This window comes from Azohydromonas sediminis, assembly GCF_003574675.1.
GTDB classification, from domain to species: domain Bacteria; phylum Pseudomonadota; class Gammaproteobacteria; order Burkholderiales; family Burkholderiaceae_C; genus Calidifontimicrobium; species Calidifontimicrobium sediminis.
In genome coordinates, this window is record NZ_QOAZ01000005.1 from 53449 (window position 1) to 78768 (window position 25320).

28 protein-coding genes and 1 tRNA gene are annotated in these 25320 nt (G+C 70.1%); 27 read left to right on the forward strand and 2 right to left on the reverse strand.

The window, feature by feature from the left end; all coding sequences use genetic code 11:
• Positions 1-21: 21 nt before the first annotated feature.
• From DRV96_RS04510 to fdx, 7 genes are all read left to right on the forward strand, one after another.
• Positions 22-1242 carry an IscS subfamily cysteine desulfurase gene (locus DRV96_RS04510; RefSeq protein ID WP_119288237.1) on the forward strand — a complete coding sequence of 407 codons (1221 nt, stop codon included), beginning with the start codon at positions 22-24 and terminating at the stop codon, positions 1240-1242.
• Positions 1243-1342: 100 nt separating this feature from the next.
• On the forward strand, positions 1343-1744 hold the full coding sequence (iscU, locus tag DRV96_RS04515; protein ID WP_119288239.1) for a Fe-S cluster assembly scaffold IscU: 402 nt from the start codon (positions 1343-1345) through the stop codon (positions 1742-1744).
• Positions 1745-1749: 5 nt separating this feature from the next.
• The gene (gene iscA / locus DRV96_RS04520; protein WP_119288241.1) at positions 1750-2073 is read left to right on the forward strand and encodes an iron-sulfur cluster assembly protein IscA; all 324 of its coding nucleotides are present in this window, start codon (positions 1750-1752) and stop codon (positions 2071-2073) included.
• 50 nt (positions 2074-2123) lie between these two features.
• Positions 2124-2624 (forward strand): GNAT family N-acetyltransferase, encoded by a 501-nt coding sequence (locus tag DRV96_RS04525; RefSeq protein WP_119288243.1) that lies wholly within the window; start codon positions 2124-2126, stop codon positions 2622-2624.
• A complete protein-coding gene (hscB, locus tag DRV96_RS04530; protein WP_119288245.1) occupies positions 2621-3139 on the forward strand; it encodes a Fe-S protein assembly co-chaperone HscB in 519 nt (172 codons plus the stop codon). The genes DRV96_RS04525 and hscB overlap by 4 nt, the downstream gene beginning before the upstream one ends.
• 5 nt (positions 3140-3144) lie before the next feature.
• On the forward strand, positions 3145-5001 hold the full coding sequence (gene hscA, locus DRV96_RS04535) for a Fe-S protein assembly chaperone HscA (protein ID WP_119288247.1): 1857 nt from the start codon (positions 3145-3147) through the stop codon (positions 4999-5001).
• Between the two features lie 6 nt (positions 5002-5007).
• Positions 5008-5349: an ISC system 2Fe-2S type ferredoxin gene (fdx, locus tag DRV96_RS04540; RefSeq protein WP_119288250.1), complete on the forward strand. Its 342-nt coding sequence runs from the start codon at positions 5008-5010 to the stop codon at positions 5347-5349.
• Between the two features lie 169 nt (positions 5350-5518).
• Here the strand turns inward: fdx and DRV96_RS04545 are convergent, their stop codons facing one another.
• A complete protein-coding gene (locus DRV96_RS04545; protein WP_162910943.1) occupies positions 5519-5980 on the reverse strand; it encodes a DsrE family protein in 462 nt (153 codons plus the stop codon).
• A 120-nt stretch (positions 5981-6100) separates the two neighbouring features.
• On the opposite strand from DRV96_RS04545, the gene tsaD reads away from it, so the two are divergent.
• Positions 6101-7141 carry a tRNA (adenosine(37)-N6)-threonylcarbamoyltransferase complex transferase subunit TsaD gene (tsaD, locus tag DRV96_RS04550; RefSeq protein WP_119288254.1) on the forward strand — a complete coding sequence of 347 codons (1041 nt, stop codon included), beginning with the start codon at positions 6101-6103 and terminating at the stop codon, positions 7139-7141.
• A 19-nt stretch (positions 7142-7160) separates the two neighbouring features.
• Here the strand turns inward: tsaD and DRV96_RS04555 are convergent, their stop codons facing one another.
• Complete coding sequence (locus tag DRV96_RS04555) at positions 7161-7601, reverse strand: Hsp20/alpha crystallin family protein (RefSeq protein WP_119288256.1); 441 nt, start codon at positions 7599-7601, stop codon at positions 7161-7163.
• 108 nt (positions 7602-7709) lie between these two features.
• On the opposite strand from DRV96_RS04555, the gene DRV96_RS04560 reads away from it, so the two are divergent.
• The 19 genes from DRV96_RS04560 (at position 7710) to nuoK (ending at position 25319) form a co-directional block, all read left to right on the forward strand.
• Positions 7710-8993, forward strand: coding sequence for a branched-chain amino acid ABC transporter substrate-binding protein (locus DRV96_RS04560; protein ID WP_119288258.1), 1284 nt, complete (start codon positions 7710-7712; stop codon positions 8991-8993).
• Complete coding sequence (locus DRV96_RS04565) at positions 8990-10174, forward strand: pyridoxal phosphate-dependent aminotransferase (RefSeq protein WP_119288260.1); 1185 nt, start codon at positions 8990-8992, stop codon at positions 10172-10174. The genes DRV96_RS04560 and DRV96_RS04565 overlap by 4 nt, the downstream gene beginning before the upstream one ends.
• Positions 10175-10322: 148 nt before the next feature.
• Entirely contained in the window at positions 10323-10592 is a 270-nt protein-coding gene (rpsO, locus tag DRV96_RS04570; protein WP_119288262.1) for a 30S ribosomal protein S15, read from the forward strand.
• Positions 10593-10791: 199 nt separating this feature from the next.
• Positions 10792-13071 carry a polyribonucleotide nucleotidyltransferase gene (pnp, locus tag DRV96_RS04575; RefSeq protein ID WP_119288264.1) on the forward strand — a complete coding sequence of 760 codons (2280 nt, stop codon included), beginning with the start codon at positions 10792-10794 and terminating at the stop codon, positions 13069-13071.
• A 31-nt stretch (positions 13072-13102) separates the two neighbouring features.
• Positions 13103-14089 (forward strand): NAD(P)H-quinone oxidoreductase, encoded by a 987-nt coding sequence (locus DRV96_RS04580; RefSeq protein ID WP_119288266.1) that lies wholly within the window; start codon positions 13103-13105, stop codon positions 14087-14089.
• Positions 14090-14099: 10 nt separating this feature from the next.
• Entirely contained in the window at positions 14100-14849 is a 750-nt protein-coding gene (tpiA, locus tag DRV96_RS04585) for a triose-phosphate isomerase (protein WP_119288268.1), read from the forward strand.
• Between the two features lie 30 nt (positions 14850-14879).
• Positions 14880-15278 carry a preprotein translocase subunit SecG gene (secG, locus tag DRV96_RS04590; protein ID WP_119288270.1) on the forward strand — a complete coding sequence of 133 codons (399 nt, stop codon included), beginning with the start codon at positions 14880-14882 and terminating at the stop codon, positions 15276-15278.
• A 169-nt stretch (positions 15279-15447) separates the two neighbouring features.
• A tRNA-Leu gene (locus DRV96_RS04595) sits at positions 15448-15532 on the forward strand.
• Positions 15533-15706: 174 nt separating this feature from the next.
• Positions 15707-16066 carry an NADH-quinone oxidoreductase subunit A gene (locus tag DRV96_RS04600; protein WP_119288272.1) on the forward strand — a complete coding sequence of 120 codons (360 nt, stop codon included), beginning with the start codon at positions 15707-15709 and terminating at the stop codon, positions 16064-16066.
• A gap of 114 nt (positions 16067-16180) precedes the next feature.
• The gene (locus DRV96_RS04605) at positions 16181-16657 is read left to right on the forward strand and encodes a NuoB/complex I 20 kDa subunit family protein (protein ID WP_119288274.1); all 477 of its coding nucleotides are present in this window, start codon (positions 16181-16183) and stop codon (positions 16655-16657) included.
• A gap of 12 nt (positions 16658-16669) precedes the next feature.
• Positions 16670-17269, forward strand: coding sequence for an NADH-quinone oxidoreductase subunit C (locus DRV96_RS04610; protein ID WP_119288276.1), 600 nt, complete (start codon positions 16670-16672; stop codon positions 17267-17269).
• A gap of 3 nt (positions 17270-17272) precedes the next feature.
• Positions 17273-18526 carry an NADH-quinone oxidoreductase subunit D gene (locus DRV96_RS04615; RefSeq protein WP_119288278.1) on the forward strand — a complete coding sequence of 418 codons (1254 nt, stop codon included), beginning with the start codon at positions 17273-17275 and terminating at the stop codon, positions 18524-18526.
• A gap of 8 nt (positions 18527-18534) precedes the next feature.
• The gene (nuoE, locus tag DRV96_RS04620; RefSeq protein ID WP_119288280.1) at positions 18535-19023 is read left to right on the forward strand and encodes an NADH-quinone oxidoreductase subunit NuoE; all 489 of its coding nucleotides are present in this window, start codon (positions 18535-18537) and stop codon (positions 19021-19023) included.
• A 20-nt stretch (positions 19024-19043) separates the two neighbouring features.
• Positions 19044-20384, forward strand: coding sequence for an NADH-quinone oxidoreductase subunit NuoF (nuoF, locus tag DRV96_RS04625; protein ID WP_119288282.1), 1341 nt, complete (start codon positions 19044-19046; stop codon positions 20382-20384).
• 20 nt (positions 20385-20404) lie between these two features.
• On the forward strand, positions 20405-22726 hold the full coding sequence (nuoG, locus tag DRV96_RS04630) for an NADH-quinone oxidoreductase subunit NuoG (RefSeq protein WP_119288284.1): 2322 nt from the start codon (positions 20405-20407) through the stop codon (positions 22724-22726).
• A gap of 2 nt (positions 22727-22728) precedes the next feature.
• Positions 22729-23796: an NADH-quinone oxidoreductase subunit NuoH gene (gene nuoH / locus DRV96_RS04635; protein ID WP_119288286.1), complete on the forward strand. Its 1068-nt coding sequence runs from the start codon at positions 22729-22731 to the stop codon at positions 23794-23796.
• Positions 23797-23815: 19 nt separating this feature from the next.
• Positions 23816-24304 carry an NADH-quinone oxidoreductase subunit NuoI gene (gene nuoI / locus DRV96_RS04640; RefSeq protein ID WP_119288288.1) on the forward strand — a complete coding sequence of 163 codons (489 nt, stop codon included), beginning with the start codon at positions 23816-23818 and terminating at the stop codon, positions 24302-24304.
• 65 nt (positions 24305-24369) lie between these two features.
• The gene (locus DRV96_RS04645; protein WP_119288291.1) at positions 24370-25008 is read left to right on the forward strand and encodes an NADH-quinone oxidoreductase subunit J; all 639 of its coding nucleotides are present in this window, start codon (positions 24370-24372) and stop codon (positions 25006-25008) included.
• Positions 25008-25319, forward strand: a complete 312-nt coding sequence (gene nuoK / locus DRV96_RS04650) for an NADH-quinone oxidoreductase subunit NuoK (protein ID WP_210756971.1) — start codon at positions 25008-25010, stop codon at positions 25317-25319. Before DRV96_RS04645 ends, nuoK begins: the two co-directional genes overlap by 1 nt.
• The last annotated feature ends 1 nt before the right edge of the window (position 25320 follow it).

Consider the following 25320-nt stretch of genomic DNA (forward strand, 5'->3'; position numbering starts at 1 on the left):
GACTGGACGAGGCCACGGCCGATGGACATGACCCCCCACTTCCCGATCTACATGGACTACGGCGCCACCAACCCGGTGGACCAGCGCGTCGTCGACGCGATGATCCCGTGGCTGCGCGAGCACTTCGGCAACCCGGCGTCGCGCAGCCACGCGTGGGGCTGGGAGGCCGAGGAAGCCGTCGAGAAGGCGCGCGCGCAGGTCGCCGACCTGATCGGCGCCGACCCGCGCGAGATCGTCTGGACCTCGGGGGCCACCGAGAGCGACAACCTCGCGCTCAAGGGCGCGGCGCACTTCTACAAGACGCGCGGCAAGCACATCGTCACCGTCAAGACCGAGCACAAGGCGGTGCTCGACACCTGCCGCGCGCTCGAGCGCGACGGCTTCGAGGTGACCTACCTCGACGTCAAGGAAGACGGTCTGCTCGACCTCGACCGCTTCAAGGACGCGCTGCGTCCCGACACGATCCTGGCCTCCGTGATGCTCGTCAACAACGAGATCGGCGTGATCCAGGACATCGCGACGATCGGCGCGATGTGCCGCGAGCGCGGCATCATCTTCCACACCGACGCCGCGCAGGCCACCGGCAAGATGCCGATCGACGTCAAGACGTTGCCGGTCGACCTGATGAGTCTGGCGTCGCACAAGACCTACGGGCCCAAGGGCATCGGGGCTCTCTACGTGCGGCGCAAGCCGCGCGTGCGTCTCGAGGCGCAGATGCACGGCGGCGGCCACGAGCGCGGCATGAGGAGCGGCACGCTGCCCACGCACCAGTGCGTCGGCATGGGCGAGGCGTTCCGCATCGCCAAGGAAGAGATGGGCACCGAGCTCGAACGCATCCGCATGCTGCAGCAGCGGCTGCTGCGCGGCATCGCCGACATCGAGCAGGTCTACATCAACGGCAGCCTCGAGCACCGCGTGCCGCACAACGTCAACGCGTCGTTCAACTACGTCGAGGGCGAGAGCCTGATCATGGGCATCAAGGGCATCGCGGTGTCGTCAGGCTCGGCGTGCACCTCGGCGAGCCTCGAGCCGAGCTATGTGCTGCGCGCGCTCGGCCGCAGCGACGAGCTCGCGCACTCGAGCCTGCGCATGACGATCGGCCGCTTCACGACCGAGGAAGAGATCGACTACGTCGTCACCACGCTGAAGGACCGCGTCGCGAAGCTGCGCGAGCTGTCGCCGCTGTGGGAGATGTACAAGGACGGCATCGACCTCAACACGATCCAATGGACTGCCCACTGACGAGAGACCGTCCCTGCGGACGGTCTCTCGCGGTGGGCAGGCCCTGCGGCATGCAGGCCGCAGGGCTTGCGCACTGACGAAGCAGCAAGGAGCAGTAGACATGGCCTACAGCAACAAAGTCATCGACCACTACGAGAACCCGCGCAACGTCGGCTCGTTCGACAAGGGCGACGAGACGGTGGGCACCGGCATGGTCGGCGCGCCGGCGTGCGGTGACGTGATGAAGCTGCAGATCAAGGTCAACCCCGAGACGGGGCTGATCGAGGACGCGCGCTTCAAGACCTACGGCTGCGGCTCGGCGATCGCGTCGAGCTCGCTCGTCACCGAGTGGGTCAAGGGCAAGTCGCTCGACGAGGCGCTGACGATCAAGAACACGCAGATCGCCGAGGAGCTCGCGCTGCCGCCGGTCAAGATCCACTGCTCGATCCTCGCCGAGGACGCGATCAAGGCCGCCGTCGAGGACTACAGGGCCAAGCACGGCGCGCCGGCCGGCTCGCACTGAGTGCCATGGCGGTCACGCTGACCGAAGCCGCCGCGCGGCACGTCACGCGCTACCTGGCCCGCCGGGGCAAGGGCATCGGCGTGCGCCTGGGCGTCAAGACCACCGGCTGCTCGGGGCTGGCGTACAAGCTCGAGTACGCCGACGAGATCGCGCCGGAGGACCACGTGTTCGAGGGTCACGGCGTCAAGGTGCTCGTCGACCCGAAGAGCCTGCCGTACATCGACGGGACCGAGCTCGACTTCGTGCGCGAGGGGCTCAACGAGGGTTTCAAGTTCCACAATCCGCGCGAGAAGGACCGCTGCGGCTGCGGCGAGTCGTTCCGCGTGTGACGCGCTGCCACCCCCGGGCGCGGCCGACGGCCGCGCCCGTTCTTTTCCCGATGCCCGACGACCTCGCCATCGCCGCCGAACGTCCCGACCAGCGCGCCGTCGTCGCGCTGCTCGACCGTCTCGACGCCTACCTCGCGAGCCTGTATGCGCCCGAGGACAACCACATCCTCGACGTGCCGGCGCTGATGGCGCCCGAGGTGACGTTCCTCGTCGCGCGGCGCGGCGGCGACGTCGTCGGCTGCGCCGCGGTGCGCCGCATGCCGGGCGAGGCCGCGACCGGTGGCATGCCGTACGGCGAGGTCAAGCGCATGATGGTCGACCCGGCGCATCGCGGCCAGCGCATCGGCGCGCGGCTGCTCGCCGCACTCGAGCGCGTGCTCGTCGCCGACGGCATCGGCCTGGCGCTGCTCGAGACCGGCCGCGACCAGCACGAGGCGCTGCGCCTGTACGAGCGCGCCGGCTACACGCGCTGCGGCGCGTTCGCCGGCTACCCCGACAACGGCCTGAGCGTGTTCATGCGCAAGGCCTTGCCCGCGAAGGCAGCGGCGTGAACCTCGCCGACGACGACTTCACGCTGTTCGCGCTGCCGCGCCGCTTCGCGCTCGACGTGGCCGAGCTCGACGCGCAGCGGCGCACGCTGCAGGCACAGGTGCACCCCGACCGCTTTGCCGCGCAGGGTGCCGCAGCGCAGCGCGTGGCGATGCAGTGGTCGGTGCGCGTCAACGAGGCGTACCGCCGGCTGCGCGACCCGCTGCAGCGCGCGGCGTACCTGTGCGAGCTGGCCGGCGTGCCGGTCGGGCTGCACGACAACACCGCGATGCCGCCGGCGTTCCTGCTGCAGCAGATGCAGTGGCGCGAGGCACTGGCCGAGGCCGGCGATGCCGCCGCCATCGAGGCGATCGACGCCGAGGTCGCGGCGGCGCAGCGCCGCATGCTCGACGACCTTGCGCGCCAGATCGACGACGAGGGCGACTTCGCCGCCGCTGCAGGCACCGTCAGAGCCCTCATGTTCGTCGCGCGCTTTCGCGACGACGTCGCCCGCCGGCTCGACGCGCTGGGACAATGACGGCCATGGCGCTGTTGCAGATCTCCGAACCCGGCCAGGCCCCCGACCCGCACCAGCGGCGCGTGGCGGTGGGCATCGACCTCGGCACCACGCACTCGCTGGTGGCCGCGGTGCGCCACGGCGTGGCCGAGTGCCTGCCCGACGCGCAGGGCCGCGTGATCCTGCCGTCGGCGGTGCGCTACCTCGAAGGCGGCCGGCGCCAGATCGGCCACGACGCGCTCGCCGCGCAGGCCGACGACCCGCACGACACGATCGTCTCGGTCAAGCGCTTCATGGGCCGGCGGCTGGCCGACATCGCCCACCCCGAGCGGCTGCCGTACCGCTTCGTCGACCGCCCCGGGATGGTCGCGATCGAGACGCGCGACGGCGTCAAGACGCCGGTCGAGGTCTCGGCCGAGATCCTCGCCGCGCTGCGCCAGCGCGCCGAGGACACGTTCGACGCCGAGCTGTTCGGCGCCGTGATCACGGTGCCCGCGTACTTCGACGACGCGCAGCGCCAGGCGACGAAGGACGCCGCGAAGCTCGCCGGCCTGAACGTGCTGCGGCTGATCAACGAGCCGACCGCCGCCGCGGTGGCCTACGGTCTCGACCGCGGCGCCGAAGGGCTGTACGCCGTCTACGACCTCGGCGGCGGCACGTTCGACATCTCGCTGCTGCGGCTGACCAAGGGCGTGTTCGAGGTCGTGGCCACCGGTGGCGACGCCGCGCTCGGCGGCGACGACTTCGACGCGGCGCTGGCGCAGTGGGCGCTCGCGCAGGCCGGCCGCCGCGCGACGAGCGCGCAGGACAAGCGCGCCGTGCTGGTCGCCGCACGCGCCGCGAAGGAGGCGCTGACGGGTGCGGCGACGGCGCAGCTGCGCGCGAGCCTGTCCGACGGGCCGCTCGAGGTCGAGGTCACGCGCGCGCAGTTCGAGTCGCTGACGCGCCCGCTGCTCGAGCGCACGCTCGCCGCGGTGCGGCGCGTGCTGCGCGACGCGAAGGTCGGCCGCGACGAGGTGCACGGCGTCGTGCTCGTCGGCGGCTCGACGCGCATGCCGCAGGTGCGCGTCGCGGTGGGCGAGCTGTTCGGGCGCGAGCCGCTGGTCGACGTCAACCCGGACGAGGTCGTCGCGATCGGCGCGGCGATCCAGGCCAACCAGCTCGCCGGCAACGCGCCCGACGGCGAGATCCTGCTGCTCGACGTGATCCCGCTGTCGCTGGGGATCGAGACGATGGGCGGGCTGGTCGAGCGCATCATCGAGCGCAACAGCACGATCCCGGTGGCCAAGGCGCAGGACTTCACGACGTTCAAGGACGGCCAGACGGCGATGGCGATCCACGTCGTGCAGGGCGAGCGCGAACTGGTCGCCGACTGCCGCTCGCTCGCGCGCTTCGAGCTGCGCGGCATCCCGCCGATGGCTGCCGGCGCGGCGCGCATCCGCGTCACGTTCGAGGTCGACGCCGACGGCCTGCTGCAGGTCTCGGCGCGCGAACTGACCTCGGGCGTCGAGGCCAAGGTCGCCGTCAAGCCGAGCTACGGGCTCGGCGACGACGAGATCGCGCGCATGCTGCAGGAGGGCTTCGCCCGCGCCGAGGAAGACATGGCCGCGCGCGCGCTGCGCGAGGCGCGCGTCGAGGCCGAGCGCATGGTGCTCGCCACGCGCTCGGCGCTCGCCGCCGACGGCGACCTGCTCGGCGACGCCGAGCGCGCCGCGATCGAGGCGCTCGTCGAGCGCACCGTCGCCGCCGCCGCCGGCAGCGACGCCCACGCGATCGACGACGCCGTCAAGGCGCTCGCCGAAGGCACCGAACCCTTCGCTGCGATGCGCATGAACCGCGGCATCCGTGCCGCGCTCGCCGGCCGCAAGGTCGAGGAAGTCTGACCACCGATGCCCACCATCACCGTCCTGCCGCACGCCGAGTACTGCCCCGAAGGCGACGTCATCGAGGCGCCCGCCGGCACCTCGATCTGCGAGGCGCTGCTCGACAACGGCATCGCGATCGAGCACGCGTGCGAGATGAGCTGCGCCTGCACGACGTGCCACGTCGTCGTGCGCGAGGGCTACGAGTCGCTCGGCGAGATGGACGAGGCCGAAGAGGACCTGCTCGACCGGGCCTGGGGCCTCGAGCCGACCTCGCGGCTGAGCTGCCAGGCGATCCTGTCCAACCGCGACGTGACGATCGAGATCCCGAAGTACTCGATCAACCACGCCAAGGAGCAGCACGGCTGAACGCCGGGCTGCCCGCTGTCGGTGCGCCGCGCACCGTCGAGGGGCGAAAAAAGAACGCCTCCCGCGAGGGGAGGCGTGTCAAAGGGCATCGCCCTGCTGAGGAGATAGACAGACACCGCGCTCCAGTGTCGACCACGCTGCACGCAAGGGGCGTGCCATCGCGGCGGCCTCACCACGCGATGTAGGCGTAGCCCTGCTCCTGCAGTTCCATCAGCGTTGCCGCACCGACCTCCTCGACCTTGGCGACCTCGACGAGGTCCTGCGCGGTCCAGCCCAGCGTCTTCATCGTGTTGCCGCAGGCGATGAAGGTCACGCCGTAGTCGCGCGCCTGGCTGATCACGCGCTGGCGCAGCGCCGCCGCCACGGGGCGCTTGGGGTTCTTGGCCAGCAGGTGGATGCCGGGGCCGAAGACGACGACGGCGATCGCGACGTTGTCCTGGTACTTGCCAATCATCGCGCCGACCGAGTTCAGGATGTGCTCGATGTAGGCGTTGTCGGCTTCGTTGAGCTGGTAGACGACCTTGTGCTGCGGCGGGTCGCCGGGGAAGCGCTCGGCCTTCGGCGCATCGGCGGCGCGGGTCGCGGTGGCAGCCAGCGCGCCGCCGGCCAGCGGCAGCGCGGACAGGGTCATGAAGCGGCGGCGGTTCGACATCGGCAGTGCATCGGGGAGTCGGCTCGCGCGATGGTACGGGCGCGGCGCGTGCCGCGCTTGATCCAGATCCAGCGACGCGGGTGGCTACACTGCCGCGCGATGAGGGTGCTGGGGATCGAGTCGTCGTGCGACGAGACCGGCGTCGCGCTGGTCGAGGCTACGGACAGGGCCGACGACGCGCTGCCACGGCTGCTCGCGCACGCGCTGCACAGCCAGGTCGCGATGCACGAGGCCTACGGCGGCGTCGTGCCCGAGCTTGCGTCGCGCGACCACATCCGCCGGCTCGTGCCGCTGGTGCGGCAGGTCATGGCCGACGCGCGGCTCGCGCTGGCCGATGTCGACGTCGTCGCCTATACGCGCGGGCCGGGCCTCGCGGGCGCGCTGCTCACGGGCGCCGCGCTGGCGTGCGCGCTGGGCACGGCGCTCGGCCGTCCGCTGCTGGGCGTGCACCACCTCGAGGGGCATCTGCTGTCGCCGTTCCTGTCGGCCGACGCGCCGCGGTTCCCGTTCGTCGCGCTGCTCGTCTCGGGCGGACACACGCAGCTGATGCGCGTCGACGGCATGGGCCGCTACACGCTGCTCGGCGAGACGATCGACGACGCCGCCGGCGAGGCCTTCGACAAGACGGCCAAGCTGCTCGGCCTCGGTTACCCCGGCGGTCCGGCGCTGGCGCGGCTGGCCGAGTTCGGCGACGCGAGCGCGTTCGCGCTGCCGCGCCCGCTGCTGCACAGCGCCGACCTCGACTTCTCGTTCGCCGGGCTGAAGACGGCGGTGCTGACGCAGCTGCGCAAGCTCGGCGACGCACCGTGCGAGCAGTCGCGCGCCGACCTCGCTGCGGCGACGCAGGCCGCGATCGTCGACGTGCTGGTCGCCAAGTCGATGCGTGCGCTGCACGCGACCGGACTGAAGCGGCTGGTCGTGGCCGGTGGCGTCGGCGCCAACCGGCGGCTGCGCGCGCAGCTCGACGCCGCCTGCGCTGCGCGGGGCGTGCGCGTGCACTACCCCGAACTGCACCTGTGCACCGACAACGGCGCGATGATCGCGCTCGCCGCGGCGATGCGGCTGCAAGCCGGCATCGCCGCACCGCAGACCGACGCGGCGTTCGACGTCAGGCCGCGCTGGCCGCTCGACGAAGCCTGAGCGGCCCGCCTTGCCAGCCTCAGGAGACCGTGATGCGCTTGGTCTGCGCCGGCTCCTTCTTGGCCAGCGTCAGCGTCAGCACGCCGTTGTCCATCTTCGCGCTCGACGCGCCTTCGTCGATGTCCTGCGGCAGCGTGAAGCTGCGCGCATAGCTCGACATCGAGCGCTCGCGGTAGACGACGCGCTCGCCTTCCTTCTTCTCTTCTTCCTTCTTGGTTTCGGCCTGCACCGTCACGAGGCGCCCGTCGATGCTGATCTTGACGTCCTTCTTGTCGACGCCGGGCAGGTCGAGCTTGACGGTGTAGGCCTTGTCGGACTCGTGCACGTCGAGCGCCGGCGTGCGCGTGCCGCCTTCACCGCGCGGGGCGAGGCCGAAGAAGCGCTCGAAGCTCTCGTCGAACAGGCGCTCGAACGAGCGCGCGAGGTCGTTGCTGCTGCGGGATGTGCTCAGCGGAAACATGGCGTCCTCCTAGAATCGGGTTGAACACGGACCGTCGCGCCGCGACGGTCATCGGGCCGCTGTGACTATGCGAGCCGGCAGGCCCGTTTTCAACCCCAAGACATTGAGATGAATCAACCCGTTGCGCGTCGCGCGCTGCTCGCGCTCGCCGCCGGTGCGCTGCTGCCGCCGGCCGTCGCGCAGGCCCCTGCCGCGCCGCTGCGTCTGGCGCTGATCGAAGGCCTGTCGGGCCCGTTCGCCAACGCCGGCGAGGCCGTGTTTCGCAACCTGCAGTGGGCGGTCGAGCGCGTCAATGCACGCGGCGGCGTCGCGCTGCCCGGCGGACGGCGCCCGCTCGCACTGGTGCGCTTCGACAGCAAGGGCCAGGCCGAGGAGGCGCTGGCGCTGTTGCGCAGCGCGATCGACCAGCGCATCGGCTTCGTGCTGCAGGGCAACAGCTCGGCGGTGGCCGCGGCGCTGATCGATGCGCTGAACAAGCACAACGAGCGCGACCCCGCCCGACGCGCGATCCTGCTGAACTACTCGGCCGTCGACCCGAGCCTGACCAACGAGCGCTGCAGCCCGTGGCACTTCCGCTTCGACGCGCACGCCGACATGCGGCTCGCGGCGCTCGTCGAGGTCCTGCGCAGCGACCGCGAGGTGCGGCGCCTGTACCTGATCAACCAGGACTACAGCTTCGGCCAGCACGTCGCGCGGCAGGCGCGCGCGATGATCGCCGCGGCGCGGCCCGACATCGAGATCGTCGGCGACGAACTGCACCCGCTCGGCCGGGTGAAGGACTTCCTGCCGTACGCGACGAAGATCCGCGCCAGCGGCGCGCAGGCCGTGCTGACCGGCAACTGGGGCAACGACCTGACGCAGCTCGTGCGCGCGGTGCGCGACCTCGGCGAGTCGCTGAAGTTCTACACCTTCTACGGCAACGCGCTCGGCGCGCCGGCGGCGATCGGCGAGGCCGGCGTCGGGCGCGTGCTCGCGGTGGCCGAGTGGCATCCCAACGTGAGCGGCGCGGCGTCGCAGGCGTTCTACGCCGAGTTCCGCCGGCGCTTCCCCGATCCGCGCGACGACTACGTGCACGCGCGCATGCAGCTGATGATCGAGATGCTGGCCGCGGCGATCGAGCGTGCCGGCAGCGCCGAGCCGCTGGCGGTGGCGCAGGCGCTGTCGGGCCTGTCCCACGACGGTGCGACGCTGGGCGGCGTGCACCGCGGCACGATGCGCGCCGCCGACCACCAGCTGCAGCAGTCGCTCGTCGTCAGCGTGATGGACCGTGCCGGCCGCCCCGGCGTCGCGCACGACGTCGAGGGCTCGGGCTTCGGCTTTCGCACGGTGCGCACGTTCTCGGCCGACGAGGTCGCGCAGCCGCACGCGTGCCGCATGACGTGGCCCGGATGAGCACCCGGCCGCCACCGACGCCGGTGGTGCTGCCGGCGCGCATCGCCGCGCTGCCCGGCTCGAAGATCCGCGAGGTGGCCAACGCCGCGCTCGGCCGCGACGACGTGCTCGCGTTCTGGTTCGGCGAGAGTGACGAGCCCACGCCGGCGGCGGTGTGCGACGCCGCGGCGCGCTCGCTGGCCGCCGGCGAGACCTTCTATTCGCACAACCTCGGGCTGCCCGCGCTGCGCGAGGCGCTGGCGGCGTACCTGTCGGCGCTGCACCGGCCGCTGGGCGCCAGCCGCATCGCGGTCACCAGCTCGGGCGTGACGGCGCTGATGATCGCTGCGCAGCTGCTGCTCGCGCCCGGCGACGAGGTCGTCGCCGTCGTGCCGGTGTGGCCGAACCTGACCGCGCAGCCGGCGATCCTCGGCGCGTCGGTCGTGCGCGTGCCGCTGCGCCCGCAAGGCGGCCGCTGGGGCCTGGACCTGCAGCGCCTGCTCGACGCGGTGACGCCGCGCACGCGTGCGCTCGTGCTCAATGCGCCGAACAACCCGACCGGCTGGACGCTGATGCCCGACGAGCAGCGCGCCATCCTCGAGCACTGCCGGCGCACCGGCACGTGGATCGTCGCCGACGAGGTCTATTCGCGCGTGTGGTTCGGCGCCGAGGGCCGCGCCGCGCCGAGCTTCCTCGACCAGGCCGAACCCGACGACCGGCTGCTCGTCGCGCACAGTTTCTCGAAGAGCTTCCTGATGACGGGCTGGCGGCTGGGCTGGCTCGTGACGCCGGCCGAGGTGATGGACACGGTGGGTAAGCTGATCGAGTTCAACAGCTCGTGCACGCCGGTGTTCGTGCAGCGCGGCGGGCTGGCGGCGCTGGCGATCGCCGACGACTTCGTGCCGTCCCTCGTGCAGCGGCTGCGCGGCGGCCGCGACGCGCTCGTCGGTGCGCTGGCCGCGCTGCCCGGCGTGACGGTGGCCGCCCCGCCGGCCGGGCTGTACGCGTTCTTTCGCGTCGAGGGGCAGGACGACTCGCTCGCGTTCGCGAAGCGGCTGGTCGCCGAGCACGGGCTGGGGCTGGCGCCCGGGGTCGCGTTCGGCGACGAGGGCGAAGGCTGGCTGCGCTGGTGCTTCGCGTCGCGCGACCCGGCGCGGCTGCAGCAGGGCGTGCAGCGGCTCGCGGCGGCGCTGCGGCTATAATGCACGGTCGCGCCGGGGCTGGACGGCTTCGGCGCATGCGAGCACGGCGCGGGTCGGTTTCACCCGCGACCGCGAGTCCCACCCGGAAACCGCTGCGGCGTGCGTCGCCGTCGTGGTTGTCCGCTTTTCGAAATCGCAAGGACCCACGATGGCAGTCGCAGACATCAACAAGGCCGAGATCGTCAAGGCCAACGGCCGCAGCCCCAACGACACCGGTTCGCCCGAAGTGCAGGTCGCGCTGCTGACCGCGCGCATCAACGAGCTGACGCCGCACTTCAAGACCCACGTCAAGGACCACCACGGCCGCCGCGGCCTGCTCAAGCTGGTCAACCAGCGCAAGCGCCTGCTCGCGTACCTGAAGAGCAAGGACGCCGAGCGCTACGTCGCGCTGATCAACAAGCTCGGCCTGCGCAAGTAAGCCGTACGATGCGAAGCGACAGCCTGTCTGCGCGTGCAGCACAGGCTGTCGTCGTTTGGAGCATGGCCCATACGGCGCTGCTGTGTCATTCCACCGTCGCGGTCGGCCGCGACGCTGGAATGGCATCCCGCCGCGAGGCCCAGGCTCCCGGTTCCGCGCACCGCCGTGAGGGTGCGGCCTTTCTGACCGGAGACTCGCCATGAGCCTGTTCAACAAAGTCACCAAGACCTTCCAGTGGGGCGCGCACACGGTGCGCATGGAAACGGGCGAGATCGCCCGCCAGGCCACCGGCGCCGTGCTCGTCGACATCGACGATACCGTCGTGCTGGCCACCGTCGTCGCGGCCAAGAACGCCAAGCCGGGGCAGGACTTCTTCCCGCTGACCGTCGACTACATCGAGAAGACCTACGCCGCCGGCAAGATCCCGGGCAGCTTCTTCAAGCGCGAAGGCCGCCCGAGCGAACTCGAGACGCTGACCAGCCGCCTGATCGACCGCCCGATCCGCCCGCTGTTCCCGGACGGCTTCTTCAACGAGGTGCAGGTCGTCGTGCACGTGCTGAGCCTGAATCCCGAGGTGCAGGCCGACATCGCCGCGATGATTGCCACCAGCGCCGCGCTGTCGGTGTCGGGCATCCCGTTCAACGGCCCGATCGGCGCCGCGCGCGTCGGTTACATCAACGGCGAGTACGTGCTCAACCCGGGCAAGACGCAGCTCGCCGACAGCAAGCTCGACCTCGTCGTCGCCGGCACCGAGGCCGCGGTGCTGATGGTCGAGTCCGAGGCCGACCAGCTCAGCGAGGAGGTGATGCTCGGCGCCGTCGTGTTCGGCCACGAGCAGGGCAAGGTCGCGATCGAGGCGATCCACGAACTCGTGCGCGAGGCCGGCAAGCCCGAGTGGCAGGCCGCGGGCCTGTGGACGCCGCCGGCCAAGGACGAGGCGTTCATCGCCAAGGTCAACGCGCTCGCCGAGGACAAGCTGCGCGCGGCCTACCAGATCCGCAGCAAGCAGGCGCGCACGCAGGCCTGCCGCGAGGCCTACGCCAGCGTCAAGGCGTCGCTCGCCGAAGAGGGCGTCCCTTTCGACGAGGTCAAGGTCGACGCGATGCTGTTCGACATCGAGGCGCGCATCGTGCGCAGCCAGATCCTGGCCGGCGAGCCGCGCATCGACGGGCGCGACACGCGCACCGTGCGCCCGATCGAGATCCGCACCGGCATCCTGCCGCGCACGCACGGCTCGGCGCTGTTCACGCGCGGCGAGACGCAGGCGCTGGTGGTGGCCACGCTGGGCACCGAGCAGGACGCGCAGAAGATCGACGCGCTGGCCGGCGAGTACCAGGACCGCTTCCTGCTGCACTACAACATGCCGCCGTTTGCCACCGGCGAGACCGGGCGCGTGGGCTCGCCGAAGCGCCGCGAGGTCGGCCACGGGCGCCTGGCCAAGCGTGCGCTGGCCGCCTGCCTGCCCAGCCGCGACGAGTTCCCGTACGTGATGCGCGTCGTCAGCGAGGTCACCGAGAGCAATGGCTCGTCGTCGATGGCGTCGGTGTGCGGCGGCTGCCTCGCGCTGATGGACGCCGGCGTGCCGATGAAGGCGCACGTGGCCGGCATCGCGATGGGGCTGATCAAGGAGGGCAACCGCTTCGCGGTGCTCACCGACATCCTCGGCGACGAGGACCACCTCGGCGACATGGACTTCAAGGTCGCCGGCACCACCGCCGGCGTGACCGCCCTGCAGATGGACATCAAGATCCAGGGCATCACGAAGGAGATCATGCAGGTCGCGCTCGCGCAGGCGAAGGAAGCGCGCATGCACATCCTGGCCAAGATGGTCGAGGCCGTCGGTGGCGCGAAGGAGGAGCTCAGCCCGTTCGCGCCGCGCCTGTACACGATGAAGATCAACCCGGAGAAGATCCGCGACGTGATCGGCAAGGGCGGCGCGACGATCCGCGCGCTGACCGAGGAGACCGGCACGACGATCGACATCGCCGAGGACGGCACGATCACGGTGGCTTCGACCGACGCGGCGCGCGCGCAGGAGGCGATGCGGCGCATCGGCGAGATCACCGCCGAGGCCGAGGTCGGCAAGGTCTACGAGGGGCCGGTGACGAAGATCCTGGACTTCGGCGCACTCGTCAACATCCTGCCCGGCAAGGACGGCCTGCTGCACATCAGCCAGATCGCGCACCAGCGCGTCGAGAAGGTCGAGGACTTCCTGAAGGAAGGCCAGGTCGTGCAGGTCAAGGTGCTCGAGACCGACGACAAGGGCCGCATCAAGCTGTCGATGAAGGCCTTGCTCGACAAGCCCGAGGGCTGGGTCGAGGAGGAGCGCCCGCGCCGCGACCGTGACGAGCGCGGCGGACGCGGCGATCGCGGTCCGCGTCGCGAGCGCAGCGACCGCCCGGAGCGCGGTAAACGCGCCGAGCGCGAGCCGGTGGCCGACGCGGCCGGTGGCGACGAGCCGCCGGCCAAGTCCGAGTGACGCGCCGTCGCGCGCCGGCCGACACGATGCGATGAAGGCAATCGAGATCAGCCGCCCCGGTGGGCCCGAGGTGCTGCGCACCGTCGAGCGCGCAGCACCGGTGCCGCAGGCCGGCGAGATGCTGATCGCGGTGCGTGCCTCGGGGGTCAACCGCCCCGACGTGCTGCAGCGCAAGGGGGCCTACCCGCCCCCGCCCGGCGTGTCCGACCTGCCCGGCCTCGAAGTCGCCGGCACGGTGGCGGGCGGCGACCCGGCCGAGCTCGCGGCCGCGGGCTTCCGGCTCGGTGACCGCGTCTGCGCGCTGGTGGCCGGTGGCGGTTACGCCGAGCAGTGCACCGCGCCGATCGGCCAGTGCCTGCCGGTGCCCGCGGGCCTGACCGACGTCGAGGCGGCGGCACTGCCCGAGACGTTCTTCACCGTGTGGCAGAACGTCTTCGAGATCGCGAAGCTGCAGCCGGGCGAGACGCTGCTCGTGCAGGGCGGCTCGAGTGGCATCGGCGTGACCGCGATCCAGCTCGCGAAGGCGCTCGGCGCGACCGTGATCGTCACCGCCGGCAGCGACGACAAGTGCGCCGCGTGCGTGCGGCTCGGTGCCGACCATGCGATCAACTACCGCACGCAGGACTTCGCCGCCGAGGCCAGGCGCCTGACCGGCGGGCGCGGCGTCGATGTCGTGCTCGACATGGTCGCGGGCGACTACGTCGAGCGCGAGGTGCAGTGCCTGGCCGACGACGGTCGGCTGGCGATCATCGCGGTGCAGGGCGGCACGCGCAGCGCGTTCGACGCGGGGCTGGTGCTGCGCAAGCGCCTGGCGATCACCGGCTCGACGCTGCGCGCGCGTTCCGTCGCGTACAAGACGCGCCTGGCGCAGGCACTGCGCGAGCGCGTGTGGCCGCTGCTCGAAGCCGGGCGCGTCAAGCCGGTGATCCATGCGGTGTTCCCGGCCGCCGATGCCGCGGCCGCGCACGCGCTGATGGAGTCGAGCACGCACGTCGGCAAGATCGTGCTGACCTGGTGAGGAACACGCGATGAACACGCGATGCAAGCTGGTGGTGGGCAACTGGAAGATGCACGGCAGCCGCAAGGGCAATGCCGAACTGCTCGACGGCATCGCCGGCGCGCGGCCGTTCGGCTGCGACGTCGCGGTGTGCCCGCCGTTTCCGTACCTGGCCGAGACCGCGGTCGCGCTGGCCGGCACCGACATCCGCTGGGGCGCGCAGGACTGCTCGGCGCACGAGCAGGGGGCCTACACCGGTGAGGTCTCGGCGGGCATGCTGCAGGAGTTCGGCTGCCGCTACGTGATCGTCGGGCACTCGGAGCGCCGCGCCTACCATGGCGAGAGCGACCAACTCGTCGCCGACAAGGCCAAGGCTGCGCTCGCGCGCGGCGTGACGCCGATCGTGTGCGTCGGTGAAACGCTCGCGCAGCGCGAGGCCGGCGAGACCGCCGACGTCGTCAAGCGCCAGCTCGCCGCCGTGATCCACACGCTGGCGCACTGCGCCGGCGAGATCGTCGTCGCCTACGAGCCGGTGTGGGCCATCGGCACGGGGCGCACCGCCACGCCCGAGCAGGCGCAGGCGGTGCACGCGCTGCTGCGCGCGCAGCTGCGTGCGGCCACCGGCAGCCGCGCCGACGAGATGAAGCTCCTCTACGGCGGCAGCGTCAAGCCCGACAACGCGCGCGAGCTGTTCGCGCAGCCCGACATCGACGGCGGCCTGATCGGCGGCGCGTCGTTGAAGGCCGCGGACTTCGTCGCCATCTGCCGCGCCGCAGGCTGATTCCGAATTTCGATTGCGAGGAAGACCTCCATGCAGATCTGGGTGAATATCGTGGTGGTGATCCAGCTCCTGTCGGCGCTGGCGATGATCGGGCTCGTGCTGGTGCAGCACGGCAAAGGCGCCGACATGGGCGCGTCGTTCGGCAGCGGTTCGGCCGGCAGCCTGTTCGGTGCCAGCGGCAGTGCGAACTTCCTGTCGCGCTCGACGGCGGCGCTGGCCACCGTCTTCTTCGCGTGCACGCTCGCGCTGGCCTACATGGGGCACACGCGCGCGATCGCGCCGTCGGCCGGCGAGGGCACCAGCGTGCTCGACCGCGTGGCACCCGCGGCCAGCGAGCCGGCGGGCACGGCGCCCGCGCAGATCCCGGGCCTCGTGCCGCCGCCGGCGCAGCCGGCGCCCGCGGGCGGGGGCGCGATCCCGAGCAACTGAGCTCGAGTCACGGCCGGCGCTGCGACTCCCGTGGCCGCGTCGCCGACGGGGATCGTGTGTGCCGCGAGACCTCGACAGCGAAGGGGCCGGAAACGGCCCCTTTTGCGCTTAGAATGCGCCGCGTTCTGACGAGCCACTCCTCATGCGAGTCAGACACGAAAGCGTCGGCGCCGACGTGGTGGAATTGGTAGACACGCTATCTTGAGGGGGTAGTGGCGAAAGCTGTGCGAGTTCGAGTCTCGCCGTCGGCACCAGCGTCGAATCAGTCCGTCTGATCGACACCCTCGCTGCGAGGACGTCACCGAGGTGGCCGCGCAGCGGCCCTGACAGTTTCGTGCAGGGTTCGGCCGGCATGCTCGGGATCACTGCGGTGGCCTCGGCACGCAAGGCCGGAAAGCCGACCGAGCGATCACGACACCGCCGAGACCATGGACCTGCAACAGTACCTGCCCGTCATTCTGTTCATCCTGGTCGGGGTGGCGGTGGGCGTGGCGCCGCAGGTGCTCGGCTTCCTGTTCGGCCCCAACCGGCCCGACCCCGAGAAGAACTCGCCCTACGAGTGCGGGTTCGAGGCGTTCGAGGACGCGCGCATGAAGTTCGACGTGCGCTACTACCTCGTCGCGATCCTGTTCATCCTTTTCGACCTCGAGATCGCGTTCCTGTTCCCGTGGGCAGTGGCGCTGCACGAGATCGGGGCCACGGGCTTCTGGGCCATGATGGTCTTCCTCACCATCCTCGTCGTCGGCTTCGTCTACGAGTGGAAGAAGGGCGCGCTCGACTGGGAGTGAACATGGGGCTCCTCGTGCGACGACACCGTCGGCCGATCCCCCGAGGGGATGCGGGCCAGCTCGGCAGCGACGCGGCGCTCGGCCCGCGCGCGGTGATGGCCATGGAGTAGTGCAATGGGCATCGAAGGCGTTCTGAAGGAAGGCTTCGTCACCACCTCGGTCGACAAGCTCGTCAACTGGTCCAAGACCGGTTCGCTGTGGCCGATGACGTTCGGCCTCGCGTGCTGCGCCGTCGAGATGATGCACGCGGGCGCGGCACGCTACGACATCGACCGCTTCGGCATGCTGTTCCGGCCGAGCCCGCGCCAGAGCGACCTGATGATCGTCGCCGGCACGCTGTGCAACAAGATGGCGCCGGCACTGCGCAAGGTCTACGACCAGATGGCCGAGCCGCGCTGGGTGCTGAGCATGGGCTCGTGCGCCAACGGCGGCGGCTACTACCACTACAGCTACTCGGTCGTGCGCGGCTGCGACCGCATCGTGCCGGTGGACGTCTACGTGCCCGGCTGCCCACCCACCGCCGAGGCGCTGCTCTACGGGATCCTGCAGCTGCAGAACAAGATCCGGCGCGAGAACACGATCGCGCGCTGAGGAACACGACGCATGAGCGAACGACTCGACCGGCTCGAAGCCGCGCTGAAAGGCGCGCTCGGCGAGCGCATCCAGGCTTTCAAGCGCGAACGCGGCGAGATCACGATCACGGTCCGTGCGACCGACAGCGTCGACGTCGCGCGCACGCTGCGCGACGACCCGGCGCTGAAGTTCGAGCAGCTGATCGACCTCGCCGGGGTCGATTACTCGACCTACAAGGACCAGCCCTGGGAGGGGCCGCGCTTCTGCGTCGTCTCGCACCTGCTGAGCGTCAGCCACAACTGGCGCTTGCGGTTAAAGGTGTTCGCGCCCGACGACGACCTGCCGCTCGTGCCTTCGCTGACCGGCGTGTGGAACTCGGCCAACTGGTTCGAACGCGAGGCCTTCGACCTGTTCGGCATCGTGTTCGAGGGCCACGAGGATCTGCGTCGCATCCTGACCGACTACGGCTTCATCGGCCACCCGATGCGCAAGGACTTCCCGGTCTCGGGTCACGTCGAGATGCGCTACGACCCCGAGCGCCGCCGCGTGATCTACCAGCCGGTGACGATCGAGCCGCGCGAGATCACGCCGCGCATCGTGCGCGAAGAGCACTACGGCGGACTCCACTGAGCCATGGCCGAGATCAAGAACTACACGTTGAACTTCGGGCCGCAGCACCCGGCCGCACACGGTGTGCTGCGCCTGGTGCTCGAGCTCGATGGCGAGGTCATCCAGCGCGCCGACCCGCACATCGGCCTGCTGCACCGCGCGACCGAGAAGCTCGCCGAGACGAAGACGTTCATCCAGTCGCTGCCGTACATGGACCGGCTCGACTACGTCTCGATGATGTGCAACGAGCACGCCTACTGCCTGGCGATCGAGAAGCTGCTGGGCATCGAGGTGCCGCTGCGCGCGCAGTACATCCGCGTCATGTACGCCGAGATCACGCGGCTGCTGAACCACCTGATGTGGCTCGGCGCGCACGGCCTCGACTGCGGTGCGATGAACATCTTCATCTACTGCTTCCGCGAGCGCGAGGACCTGTTCGACATGTACGAAGCGGTGTCGGGCGCGCGGATGCACGCGGCGTATTTCCGTCCCGGCGGCGTCTACCGCGACCTGCCCGAGCGCATGCCGCAGTACCAGGCGAGCAAGATCCGCAACGCGCGCGCGGTGGCCGAGCTCAACGCCAACCGGCAGGGCTCGCTGCTCGACTTCATCGACGACTTCACGCAGCGCTTCCCGAAGTACGTCGACGAGTACGAGACGCTGCTGACCGACAACCGCATCTGGAAGCAGCGCACGGTGGGCATCGGCGTCGTCAGCCCCGAGCGGGCGCTGAACCTCGGCTTCACCGGGCCGATGCTGCGTGGCAGCGGCATCGCGTGGGACCTGCGCAAGATGCAGCCTTACGACGTGTACGACCGCGTCGAGTTCGACGTGCCGGTGGGGTCCAACGGCGACACCTACGACCGCTACCTCGTGCGCATCGAGGAGATGCGCCAGTCCAACCGCATCATCAAGCAGTGCGTCGACTGGCTGCGCGCCAATCCCGGTCCGGTGATCACCGACAACCACAAGGTCGCGCCGCCGTCGCGCGTGAGCATGAAGAGCAACATGGAGGAGCTGATCCACCACTTCAAGCTCTTCACCGAGGGCATGCACGTGCCCGAGGGCGAGGCCTACGCCGCCGTCGAGCACCCGAAGGGCGAGTTCGGCATCTACCTGATCAGCGACGGCGCGAACAAGCCGTACCGGCTGAAGATCCGCGCGCCCGGGTTCGCGCACCTGTCCGCGCTCGACGAGATGGCGCGCGGGCACATGATCGCCGACGCGGTGGCGATCATCGGCACCATGGACATCGTGTTCGGCGAGATCGACCGATGAGCGCAGCGATGAAGTTCAGCGACGAGACGCTCGCGCGCTTTGCGCGCGAAGTGGCCAAGTACCCCGCCGACCAGAAGCAGTCGGCCGTCATGGCGTGCCTGGCCATCGTGCAGCAGGAGCAGGGCTGGGTGTCGCAGGACGCCGAGGTCGCGGTGGCCGAGTACCTCGGCATGGCGCCGATCGCGGTGCACGAGGTGACGACGTTCTACAACATGTACAACCAGCAGCCGGTGGGGCGGTTCAAGCTCAACGTCTGCACCAACCTGCCGTGCGCGCTGCGCGGCGGCGACCAGGCGCTGGCGCACCTGTGCGAGCGTCTCGGCGTCGAGGAAGGCGGCACGACGGCCGACGGCCGGTTTACGGTGCAGCAGTGCGAGTGCCTCGGCGCTTGCGCCGACGCACCGGTGATGCTGGTCAACGACCGCCAGATGGTCAGCTTCATGACGAACGAGCGCCTCGACGAACTGGTCGAGGTCCTGAAGGCGCAAGCCCAGTGATCCATCGCGGAGCGCACGCCATGCTCGACCTCTCCCGCTTCCAGGCCACCGGCCGCGAGACCTGCTTCCACGGCCGCCACATCGCGCCGCAGATCTACGCCGGCCTCGACGGCAGCAACTGGCGTCTGGCCGACTACGTCGCGCGCGGCGGCTATTCGGCGCTGAGGAAGGTCCTCGGCAAGGACGGCGGCGCGGGCATGACGCCCGAGCAGGTCATCGCCGAGGTCAAGACGAGCGCGCTGCGCGGCCGCGGCGGCGCCGGCTTTCCGACCGGCCTGAAGTGGAGCTTCATGCCGCGGCAGTTTCCCGGCGCGAAGTACCTCGTGTGCAACAGCGACGAGGGCGAGCCGGGCACCTGCAAGGACCGCGACATCCTCGCCTACAACCCGCACATCGTGATCGAGGGCATGGCGATCGCCGCCTACGCGATGGGTGTGAAGATCGGCTACAACTACATCCACGGCGAGATCTTCGAGGTCTACGAGCGCTTCGAGCAGGCGCTCGAGGAGGCGCGCGCCGCCGGCTTCCTCGGCGACCACATCCTCGGCAGCGGCTTCAGCTTCCAGCTGCACGCGCACCACGGCTTCGGCGCGTACATCTGCGGCGAGGAGACGGCGCTGCTCGAGTCGCTCGAAGGCAAGAAGGGCCAGCCGCGCTTCAAGCCGCCGTTCCCGGCCAGCTTCGGGCTGTACGGCAAGCCGACGACGATCAACAACACCGAGACCTTCGCCGCGGTGCCGTGGATCATCAACCACGGCGGCCAGGCCTACCTGGAGGTCGGCAAGCCGAACAACGGCGGCACGAAGATCTTCTCGATGGTCGGCGACGTCGAGCGCCCGGGCAACTACGAGGTGCCGATGGGCACGCCGTTTGCCAAGCTGCTCGAGCTCGCCGGCGGCGTCAGGGGCGGCGCGCTGAAGGCCGTGATCCCCGGCGGCTCGTCGGCGCCGGTGCTGCCGGCCCAGGTCATGATGGACCTGACGATGGACTACGACGCGATCGCCAAGGCCGGGTCGATGCTCGGCTCGGGCGCCGTGATCGTGATGAACGACACGCGCTGCATGGTCAAGAGCCTGCTGCGCCTGTCCTACTTCTACCAGCACGAGAGCTGCGGCCAGTGCACGCCGTGTCGCGAGGGCACCGGCTGGCTGTGGCGCATCGTCCACCGCATCGAGCACGGCCAGGGCCGGCTGCAGGATCTGGAGCTGCTCGACTCGGTGGCCGACAACATCAAGGGCCGCACGATCTGCGCGCTCGGCGACGCGGCGGCGATGCCGGTGCAGGGCATGCTCAAGCATTTCCGTGACGAGTTCGTGCACCACATCGAGCACAAGTCCTGCCTCGTGCCGGCCCACGTCTGAGCATCGGTTGAGCGACACCCATGGTTGAGATCGAACTCGACGGCCGCAAGGTCAGCGTGCCCGAGGGCAGCATGGTGATGCACGCCGCCGACGCGGCGGGCACCTACATCCCGCACTTCTGCTACCACAAGAAGCTCAGCATCGCAGCCAACTGCCGCATGTGCCTGGTCGACGTCGAGAAGGCGCCCAAGCCGATGCCGGCCTGCGCGACGCCGGTCACGCAGGGCATGGTCGTGCGCACGAAGAGCGACAAGGCGGTTCAGGCGCAGAAGGCGGTGATGGAGTTCCTGCTCATCAACCACCCGCTCGACTGCCCGATCTGCGACCAGGGCGGCGAGTGCCAGCTGCAGGACCTCGCGATGGGCTACGGCAAGTCGGCCTCGCGCTACACCGAGGAAAAGCGCGTCGTCTTGCCGAAGGACGTCGGCCCGCTGATCTCGATGGAGGAGATGAGCCGCTGCATCCACTGCACGCGCTGCGTGCGCTTCGGCCAGGAGATCGCCGGCGTGATGGAGCTCGGCATGGTTCACCGCGGCGAGCACAGCGAGATCACGACGATCACCGGCGGCACGGTCGACAGCGAGCTGTCGGGCAACATGATCGACATCTGCCCGGTCGGCGCGCTGACGAGCAAGCCGTTCCGCTACCGCGCGCGCACCTGGGAGCTCAGCCGCCGCAAGAGCATCAGCCCGCACGACAGCACCGGCGCCAACCTGATCGTGCAGGTCAAGGGCAACCAGGTGCTGCGCGTCGTCCCGTTCGAGAACGAGGACGTCAACGAGTGTTGGATCGCCGACCGCGACCGCTTCAGCTACGAGGCGCTGAACACCGACCGGCGCCTGACCGCGCCGATGATCAAGCAGGACGGCACCTGGCGCGCGGTCGACTGGACAACGGCGCTGGATTACGTCGCCGACGGTCTCAAGCGCATCCGCGCCGAGTTCGGCCCGCAGGGCATCGGTGCGCTCGGCGCGCCGTCGAGCACCGTCGAGGAGCTGCACCTGCTGGCCAAGCTGGTGCGCGCACTCGGCAGCGACAACGTCGACTTCCGCACCCGCCACGCCGACTTCACGCCGGCTGCGGGCATCCGCTGGCTCGGCATGCCGATCGCGTCGCTGTCGACGCTGCAACGCGTGTTCGTCGTCGGTTCGTTCCTGCGCAAGGACCACCCGCTGTTCGCGCAGCGCATCCGCCAGGCCGTGCGCCATGGTGCCGAGGTCTCGAGCCTGAACGCGGTGCACGACGACTGGGCGATCCCGGTGGCGCACCGCCTGACCGCCGCGCCCAGCGGCTGGCTGCAGGCGCTGGCCGACGTCGCGACGGCGGTGGCGGCGCGCACCGGTGCGACGGCCCCGGTGCCCGGCACCGCGACGCCCGAGGCCGACGCCGTCGCCGCGTCGCTGCTCGCCGGCGAGCCGAACGCGGCGAAGAAGGCGGTTCTGCTCGGCAACGCCGCCGTGTGGCACCCGCAGGCCAGCGCGTTGCTCGGCCTGGCGGGCTGGATCGCGCAGCAGGCCGGCGCCACGGTCGGCGTGCTCGGCGAGGCCGGTAACAGCGTCGGCGCGCAGTGGGTCGGCGCGATGCCGAAGGCCGGTGGCCTGAACGCCGGCCAGATGCTGACGCAGCCGATGAAGGCGCTGCTGCTGCTGAACGTCGAGCCGGCGTTCGATGCCGCCGATCCGGCGGCCGCGGTCGCGGCGCTGAAAGGCTCGGGCATGGTCGTCGCGCTGACCGCGTTCAACGATGCGGTCGTCGAGCATGCCGACGTGATGCTGCCGATCGCGCCGTTCACCGAGACGGCGGGCACCTTCGTCAACGCCGAGGGACGCGTGCAGCGCTTCCACGGCGTCGTCAAGCCGCTGGGCGACGCGCGCCCGGCGTGGAAGGTGCTGCGCGTGCTCGGCAGCCTGCTCGGTCTGCCGGGCTTCGAACACGAGACGATCGACGACGTGCGCACCGAGGCGCTGCCCGACGAGGCGGCGCTCGCGGCGCGGCTAGACAACGCGGCACCGCTGGCCGCACCGCAGGCCGCGGCCGGCGGGCTCGAGCGCATCGCCGACGTGCCGATCTACTGCACCGACGCCATCGTGCGCCGTGCGCCGTCGCTGCAGCGCACCGCTGACGCGAGACCGCCGGTGGCCGGGTTGCCGGGGTCGCTGTGGCGCGAGCTCGGACTGCAGCCGGGCGACAAGGTACGCCTCACGCAGGGGGCGGCCAGCGCTGTGCTGCCGGCGCGCGAGGACCCGACGCTGGCGCCGACCGCGGTGCGCGTGAGCGCGGGCCACCTTGACACGGCCGCGCTCGGCGCGATGTTCGGGCCGATCGCGGTGGAGAAAGCCTGACCATGCTCGACCAAGTCCATCAGATCGGCGAGGCCGCGCTGGGCAGCGGCGGCTGGGCCGTCGTCTGGAGCCTCGTCAAGATCGTCGCGTTGGTGCTGCCGCTGATGATCTGCGTCGCCTACCTCACGCTGTGGGAGCGCAAGGGCATCGGCTTCACACAGATCCGGCTCGGCCCCAACCGCATCGGGCCGGCCGGCCTGCTGCAGCCGATCGCCGATGCCGTCAAGCTGATCTTCAAGGAGATCATCCGCCCGACGGCGGCCAACAAGGGCCTGTTCTTCCTCGGGCCCGTGATGACGATCATGCCGGCGCTGGCGGCGTGGGCCGTGATCCCCTTCGGCCCCGAGGTGGCGCTGGCCGACATCAACGCCGGGCTGCTGTTCCTGATGGCGATCACGTCGCTCGAGGTCTACGGCGTGATCATCGCCGGCTGGGCGAGCAACTCGAAGTACGCCTTCCTCGGCGCGCTGCGCGCGAGCGCGCAGATGGTGAGCTACGAGATCGCGATGGGCTTTGCGCTCGTCGTCGTGCTGATGGTGTCGGCGAGCATGAACCTGACCGACATCGTGCTCTCGCAGGACCGCGGCACCTTCGCCGAGATGGGGCTGAACTTCCTGTCGTGGAACTGGCTGCCGCTGCTGCCGGTGTTCCTCGTGTACTTCATCGCGGGTCTGGCCGAGACCAACCGTCACCCGTTCGACGTCGTCGAGGGCGAGAGCGAGATCGTCGCCGGCCACATGATCGAGTACTCGGGGATGAGCTTCGCGATGTTCTTCCTCGCCGAGTACGCCAACATGATCCTCGTCAGCACGCTGTGCGTGATCATGTTCCTCGGCGGGTGGCTGCCGCCGATCGACTCGCCGGTGTTCAACGCGATCCCGGGCTGGATCTGGCTCGCGCTGAAGACCTTCGTCGTCGTCACGATGTTCCTCTGGGTGCGCGCGACGTTCCCGCGCTTCCGCTACGACCAGATCATGCGCCTGGGCTGGAAGATCTTCATCCCGGTGACGCTGGTGTGGCTGGTCGTCGTCGGACTGTGGATCCAGTCGCCGTGGAACATCTGGAAGTGAAGACCCGGGAGACGAGGACATGTCCGCGGTGAAAGACTTCTTCTCCAGCTTCTTGCTGCTCGAGCTGTTCAAGGGCATGGCGCTGACCGGCCGCCACTTCCTGCGCAAGAGCATCACGATCCAGTACCCGGAAGAGAAGACGCCGCTGTCGCCGCGCTTCCGCGGCTTGCACGCGCTGCGCCGCTACGACAACGGCGAGGAGCGCTGCATCGCGTGCAAGCTGTGCGAAGCGGTGTGCCCGGCGATGGCGATCACGATCGAGTCCGACGTACGCGCCGACGGCACGCGGCGCACGACGCGCTACGACATCGACCTGACGAAGTGCATCTTCTGCGGCTTCTGCGAGGAGAGTTGCCCGGTCGACTCGATCGTCGAGACACACATCTTCGAGTACCACGGCGAGAAGCGCGGCGACCTGTACTTCACGAAGGACATGCTGCTCGCGGTCGGTGACCGCTACGAAAAGGAGATCGCCGCCAACCGGCAGGCCGACGCACCGTACCGCTGAGGCGCTCGCCGACCGCTGCCGCGGCCCGCGACCGGCCCGCGGCGGCGTCGTACGGCCCGAACACCATGAACACGATGACCGCGCTCTTCTACGTCTTCTCGGCTGTGCTGCTGTTCGCGGCATTTCGCGTCATCACCGCGCGCAGCACGGTGCACGCGGCGCTGTACCTCGTGCTGGCATTCTTCAGTGCGTCGTGCGTGTGGATGCTGCTCGAGGCCGAGTTCCTCGCGATCGCGCTCGTGCTCGTCTACGTCGGCGCCGTGATGGTGCTGTTCCTGTTCGTCGTGATGATGCTCGACATCAACACCGACAAGTTCCGCGAGAACTTCTGGAAGCACTTCCCGCTGGCCGGCGCGGTGGGCGCCGTCATCGCGCTCGAGATGGCGCTCGTGCTGATGGGCGGCTTCGACCTGCCCGATGCGCCGCGCCCCACCCCCGAGCAGGTGGCGATGGGCAACACCAAGCTGCTGGGCATCGAGATCTACACCAACTACCTGTACCCGCTGCAGCTCGCCGCGGTGCTACTGCTGCTGGCCATCGTCGCCGCGATCGCGCTGACCCTGCGCCGGCGCAAGGACACGCGCTACATCGACCCGGCCGAGCAGATCAAGGCGCGCAAGGCCGAGCGCCTGCGCGTGGTGCAGATGCTGCCGGTGGTCGACCGGCCGGCCGTGGCCAAGGGCGCCGAGGAGGGGCAGGCATGATGGGGCCGATCACGCTGGGCCACTTCCTGTCTCTGGGCGCGATCCTGTTCGCGCTGTCGGTGATCGGCATCTTCCTCAACCGCCGCAACCTGATCGTGCTGCTGATGGCGATCGAGCTGATGCTGCTCGCCGTCAACCTGAACTTCGTCGCGTTCTCGCACTACCTCGGCGACATGGCGGGGCAGGTCTTCGTCTTCTTCATCCTGACCGTGGCCGCCGCCGAGTCGGCGATCGGCCTGGCGATCCTGGTCGTGCTGTTCCGCAACCGCTCGTCGATCGAGGTCGAGGAGCTCGACACGCTCAAGGGATGAC

Bases quoted from the DNA above. Each gene is read 5' to 3' on its own strand.
- nuoK (WP_210756971.1), top strand. From the start codon at position 25,008: ATGGGGCCGATCACGCTGGGCCACTTCCTGTCTCTGGGCGCGATCCTG.
- nuoI (WP_119288288.1), top strand. From the start codon at position 23,816: ATGTCCGCGGTGAAAGACTTCTTCTCCAGCTTCTTGCTGCTCGAGCTG.
- rpsO (WP_119288262.1), top strand. From the start codon at position 10,323: ATGGCAGTCGCAGACATCAACAAGGCCGAGATCGTCAAGGCCAACGGC.
- DRV96_RS04560 (WP_119288258.1), top strand. From the start codon at position 7,710: ATGAATCAACCCGTTGCGCGTCGCGCGCTGCTCGCGCTCGCCGCCGGT.
- DRV96_RS04645 (WP_119288291.1), top strand. From the start codon at position 24,370: ATGAACACGATGACCGCGCTCTTCTACGTCTTCTCGGCTGTGCTGCTG.
- pnp (WP_119288264.1), top strand. From the start codon at position 10,792: ATGAGCCTGTTCAACAAAGTCACCAAGACCTTCCAGTGGGGCGCGCAC.
- iscA (WP_119288241.1), top strand. From the start codon at position 1,750: ATGGCGGTCACGCTGACCGAAGCCGCCGCGCGGCACGTCACGCGCTAC.
- DRV96_RS04615 (WP_119288278.1), top strand. From the start codon at position 17,273: ATGGCCGAGATCAAGAACTACACGTTGAACTTCGGGCCGCAGCACCCG.
- DRV96_RS04555 (WP_119288256.1), bottom strand. From the start codon at position 7,601: ATGTTTCCGCTGAGCACATCCCGCAGCAGCAACGACCTCGCGCGCTCG.
- tpiA (WP_119288268.1), top strand. From the start codon at position 14,100: ATGAACACGCGATGCAAGCTGGTGGTGGGCAACTGGAAGATGCACGGC.
- DRV96_RS04610 (WP_119288276.1), top strand. From the start codon at position 16,670: ATGAGCGAACGACTCGACCGGCTCGAAGCCGCGCTGAAAGGCGCGCTC.
- nuoE (WP_119288280.1), top strand. From the start codon at position 18,535: ATGAAGTTCAGCGACGAGACGCTCGCGCGCTTTGCGCGCGAAGTGGCC.
- fdx (WP_119288250.1), top strand. From the start codon at position 5,008: ATGCCCACCATCACCGTCCTGCCGCACGCCGAGTACTGCCCCGAAGGC.
- DRV96_RS04510 (WP_119288237.1), top strand. From the start codon at position 22: ATGGACATGACCCCCCACTTCCCGATCTACATGGACTACGGCGCCACC.
- DRV96_RS04605 (WP_119288274.1), top strand. From the start codon at position 16,181: ATGGGCATCGAAGGCGTTCTGAAGGAAGGCTTCGTCACCACCTCGGTC.
- secG (WP_119288270.1), top strand. From the start codon at position 14,880: ATGCAGATCTGGGTGAATATCGTGGTGGTGATCCAGCTCCTGTCGGCG.
- DRV96_RS04565 (WP_119288260.1), top strand. From the start codon at position 8,990: ATGAGCACCCGGCCGCCACCGACGCCGGTGGTGCTGCCGGCGCGCATC.
- iscU (WP_119288239.1), top strand. From the start codon at position 1,343: ATGGCCTACAGCAACAAAGTCATCGACCACTACGAGAACCCGCGCAAC.
- nuoF (WP_119288282.1), top strand. From the start codon at position 19,044: ATGCTCGACCTCTCCCGCTTCCAGGCCACCGGCCGCGAGACCTGCTTC.
- hscA (WP_119288247.1), top strand. From the start codon at position 3,145: ATGGCGCTGTTGCAGATCTCCGAACCCGGCCAGGCCCCCGACCCGCAC.
- nuoG (WP_119288284.1), top strand. From the start codon at position 20,405: ATGGTTGAGATCGAACTCGACGGCCGCAAGGTCAGCGTGCCCGAGGGC.
- nuoH (WP_119288286.1), top strand. From the start codon at position 22,729: ATGCTCGACCAAGTCCATCAGATCGGCGAGGCCGCGCTGGGCAGCGGC.
- DRV96_RS04600 (WP_119288272.1), top strand. From the start codon at position 15,707: ATGGACCTGCAACAGTACCTGCCCGTCATTCTGTTCATCCTGGTCGGG.
- tsaD (WP_119288254.1), top strand. From the start codon at position 6,101: ATGAGGGTGCTGGGGATCGAGTCGTCGTGCGACGAGACCGGCGTCGCG.
- DRV96_RS04525 (WP_119288243.1), top strand. From the start codon at position 2,124: ATGCCCGACGACCTCGCCATCGCCGCCGAACGTCCCGACCAGCGCGCC.
- DRV96_RS04580 (WP_119288266.1), top strand. From the start codon at position 13,103: ATGAAGGCAATCGAGATCAGCCGCCCCGGTGGGCCCGAGGTGCTGCGC.
- DRV96_RS04545 (WP_162910943.1), bottom strand. From the start codon at position 5,980: ATGACCCTGTCCGCGCTGCCGCTGGCCGGCGGCGCGCTGGCTGCCACC.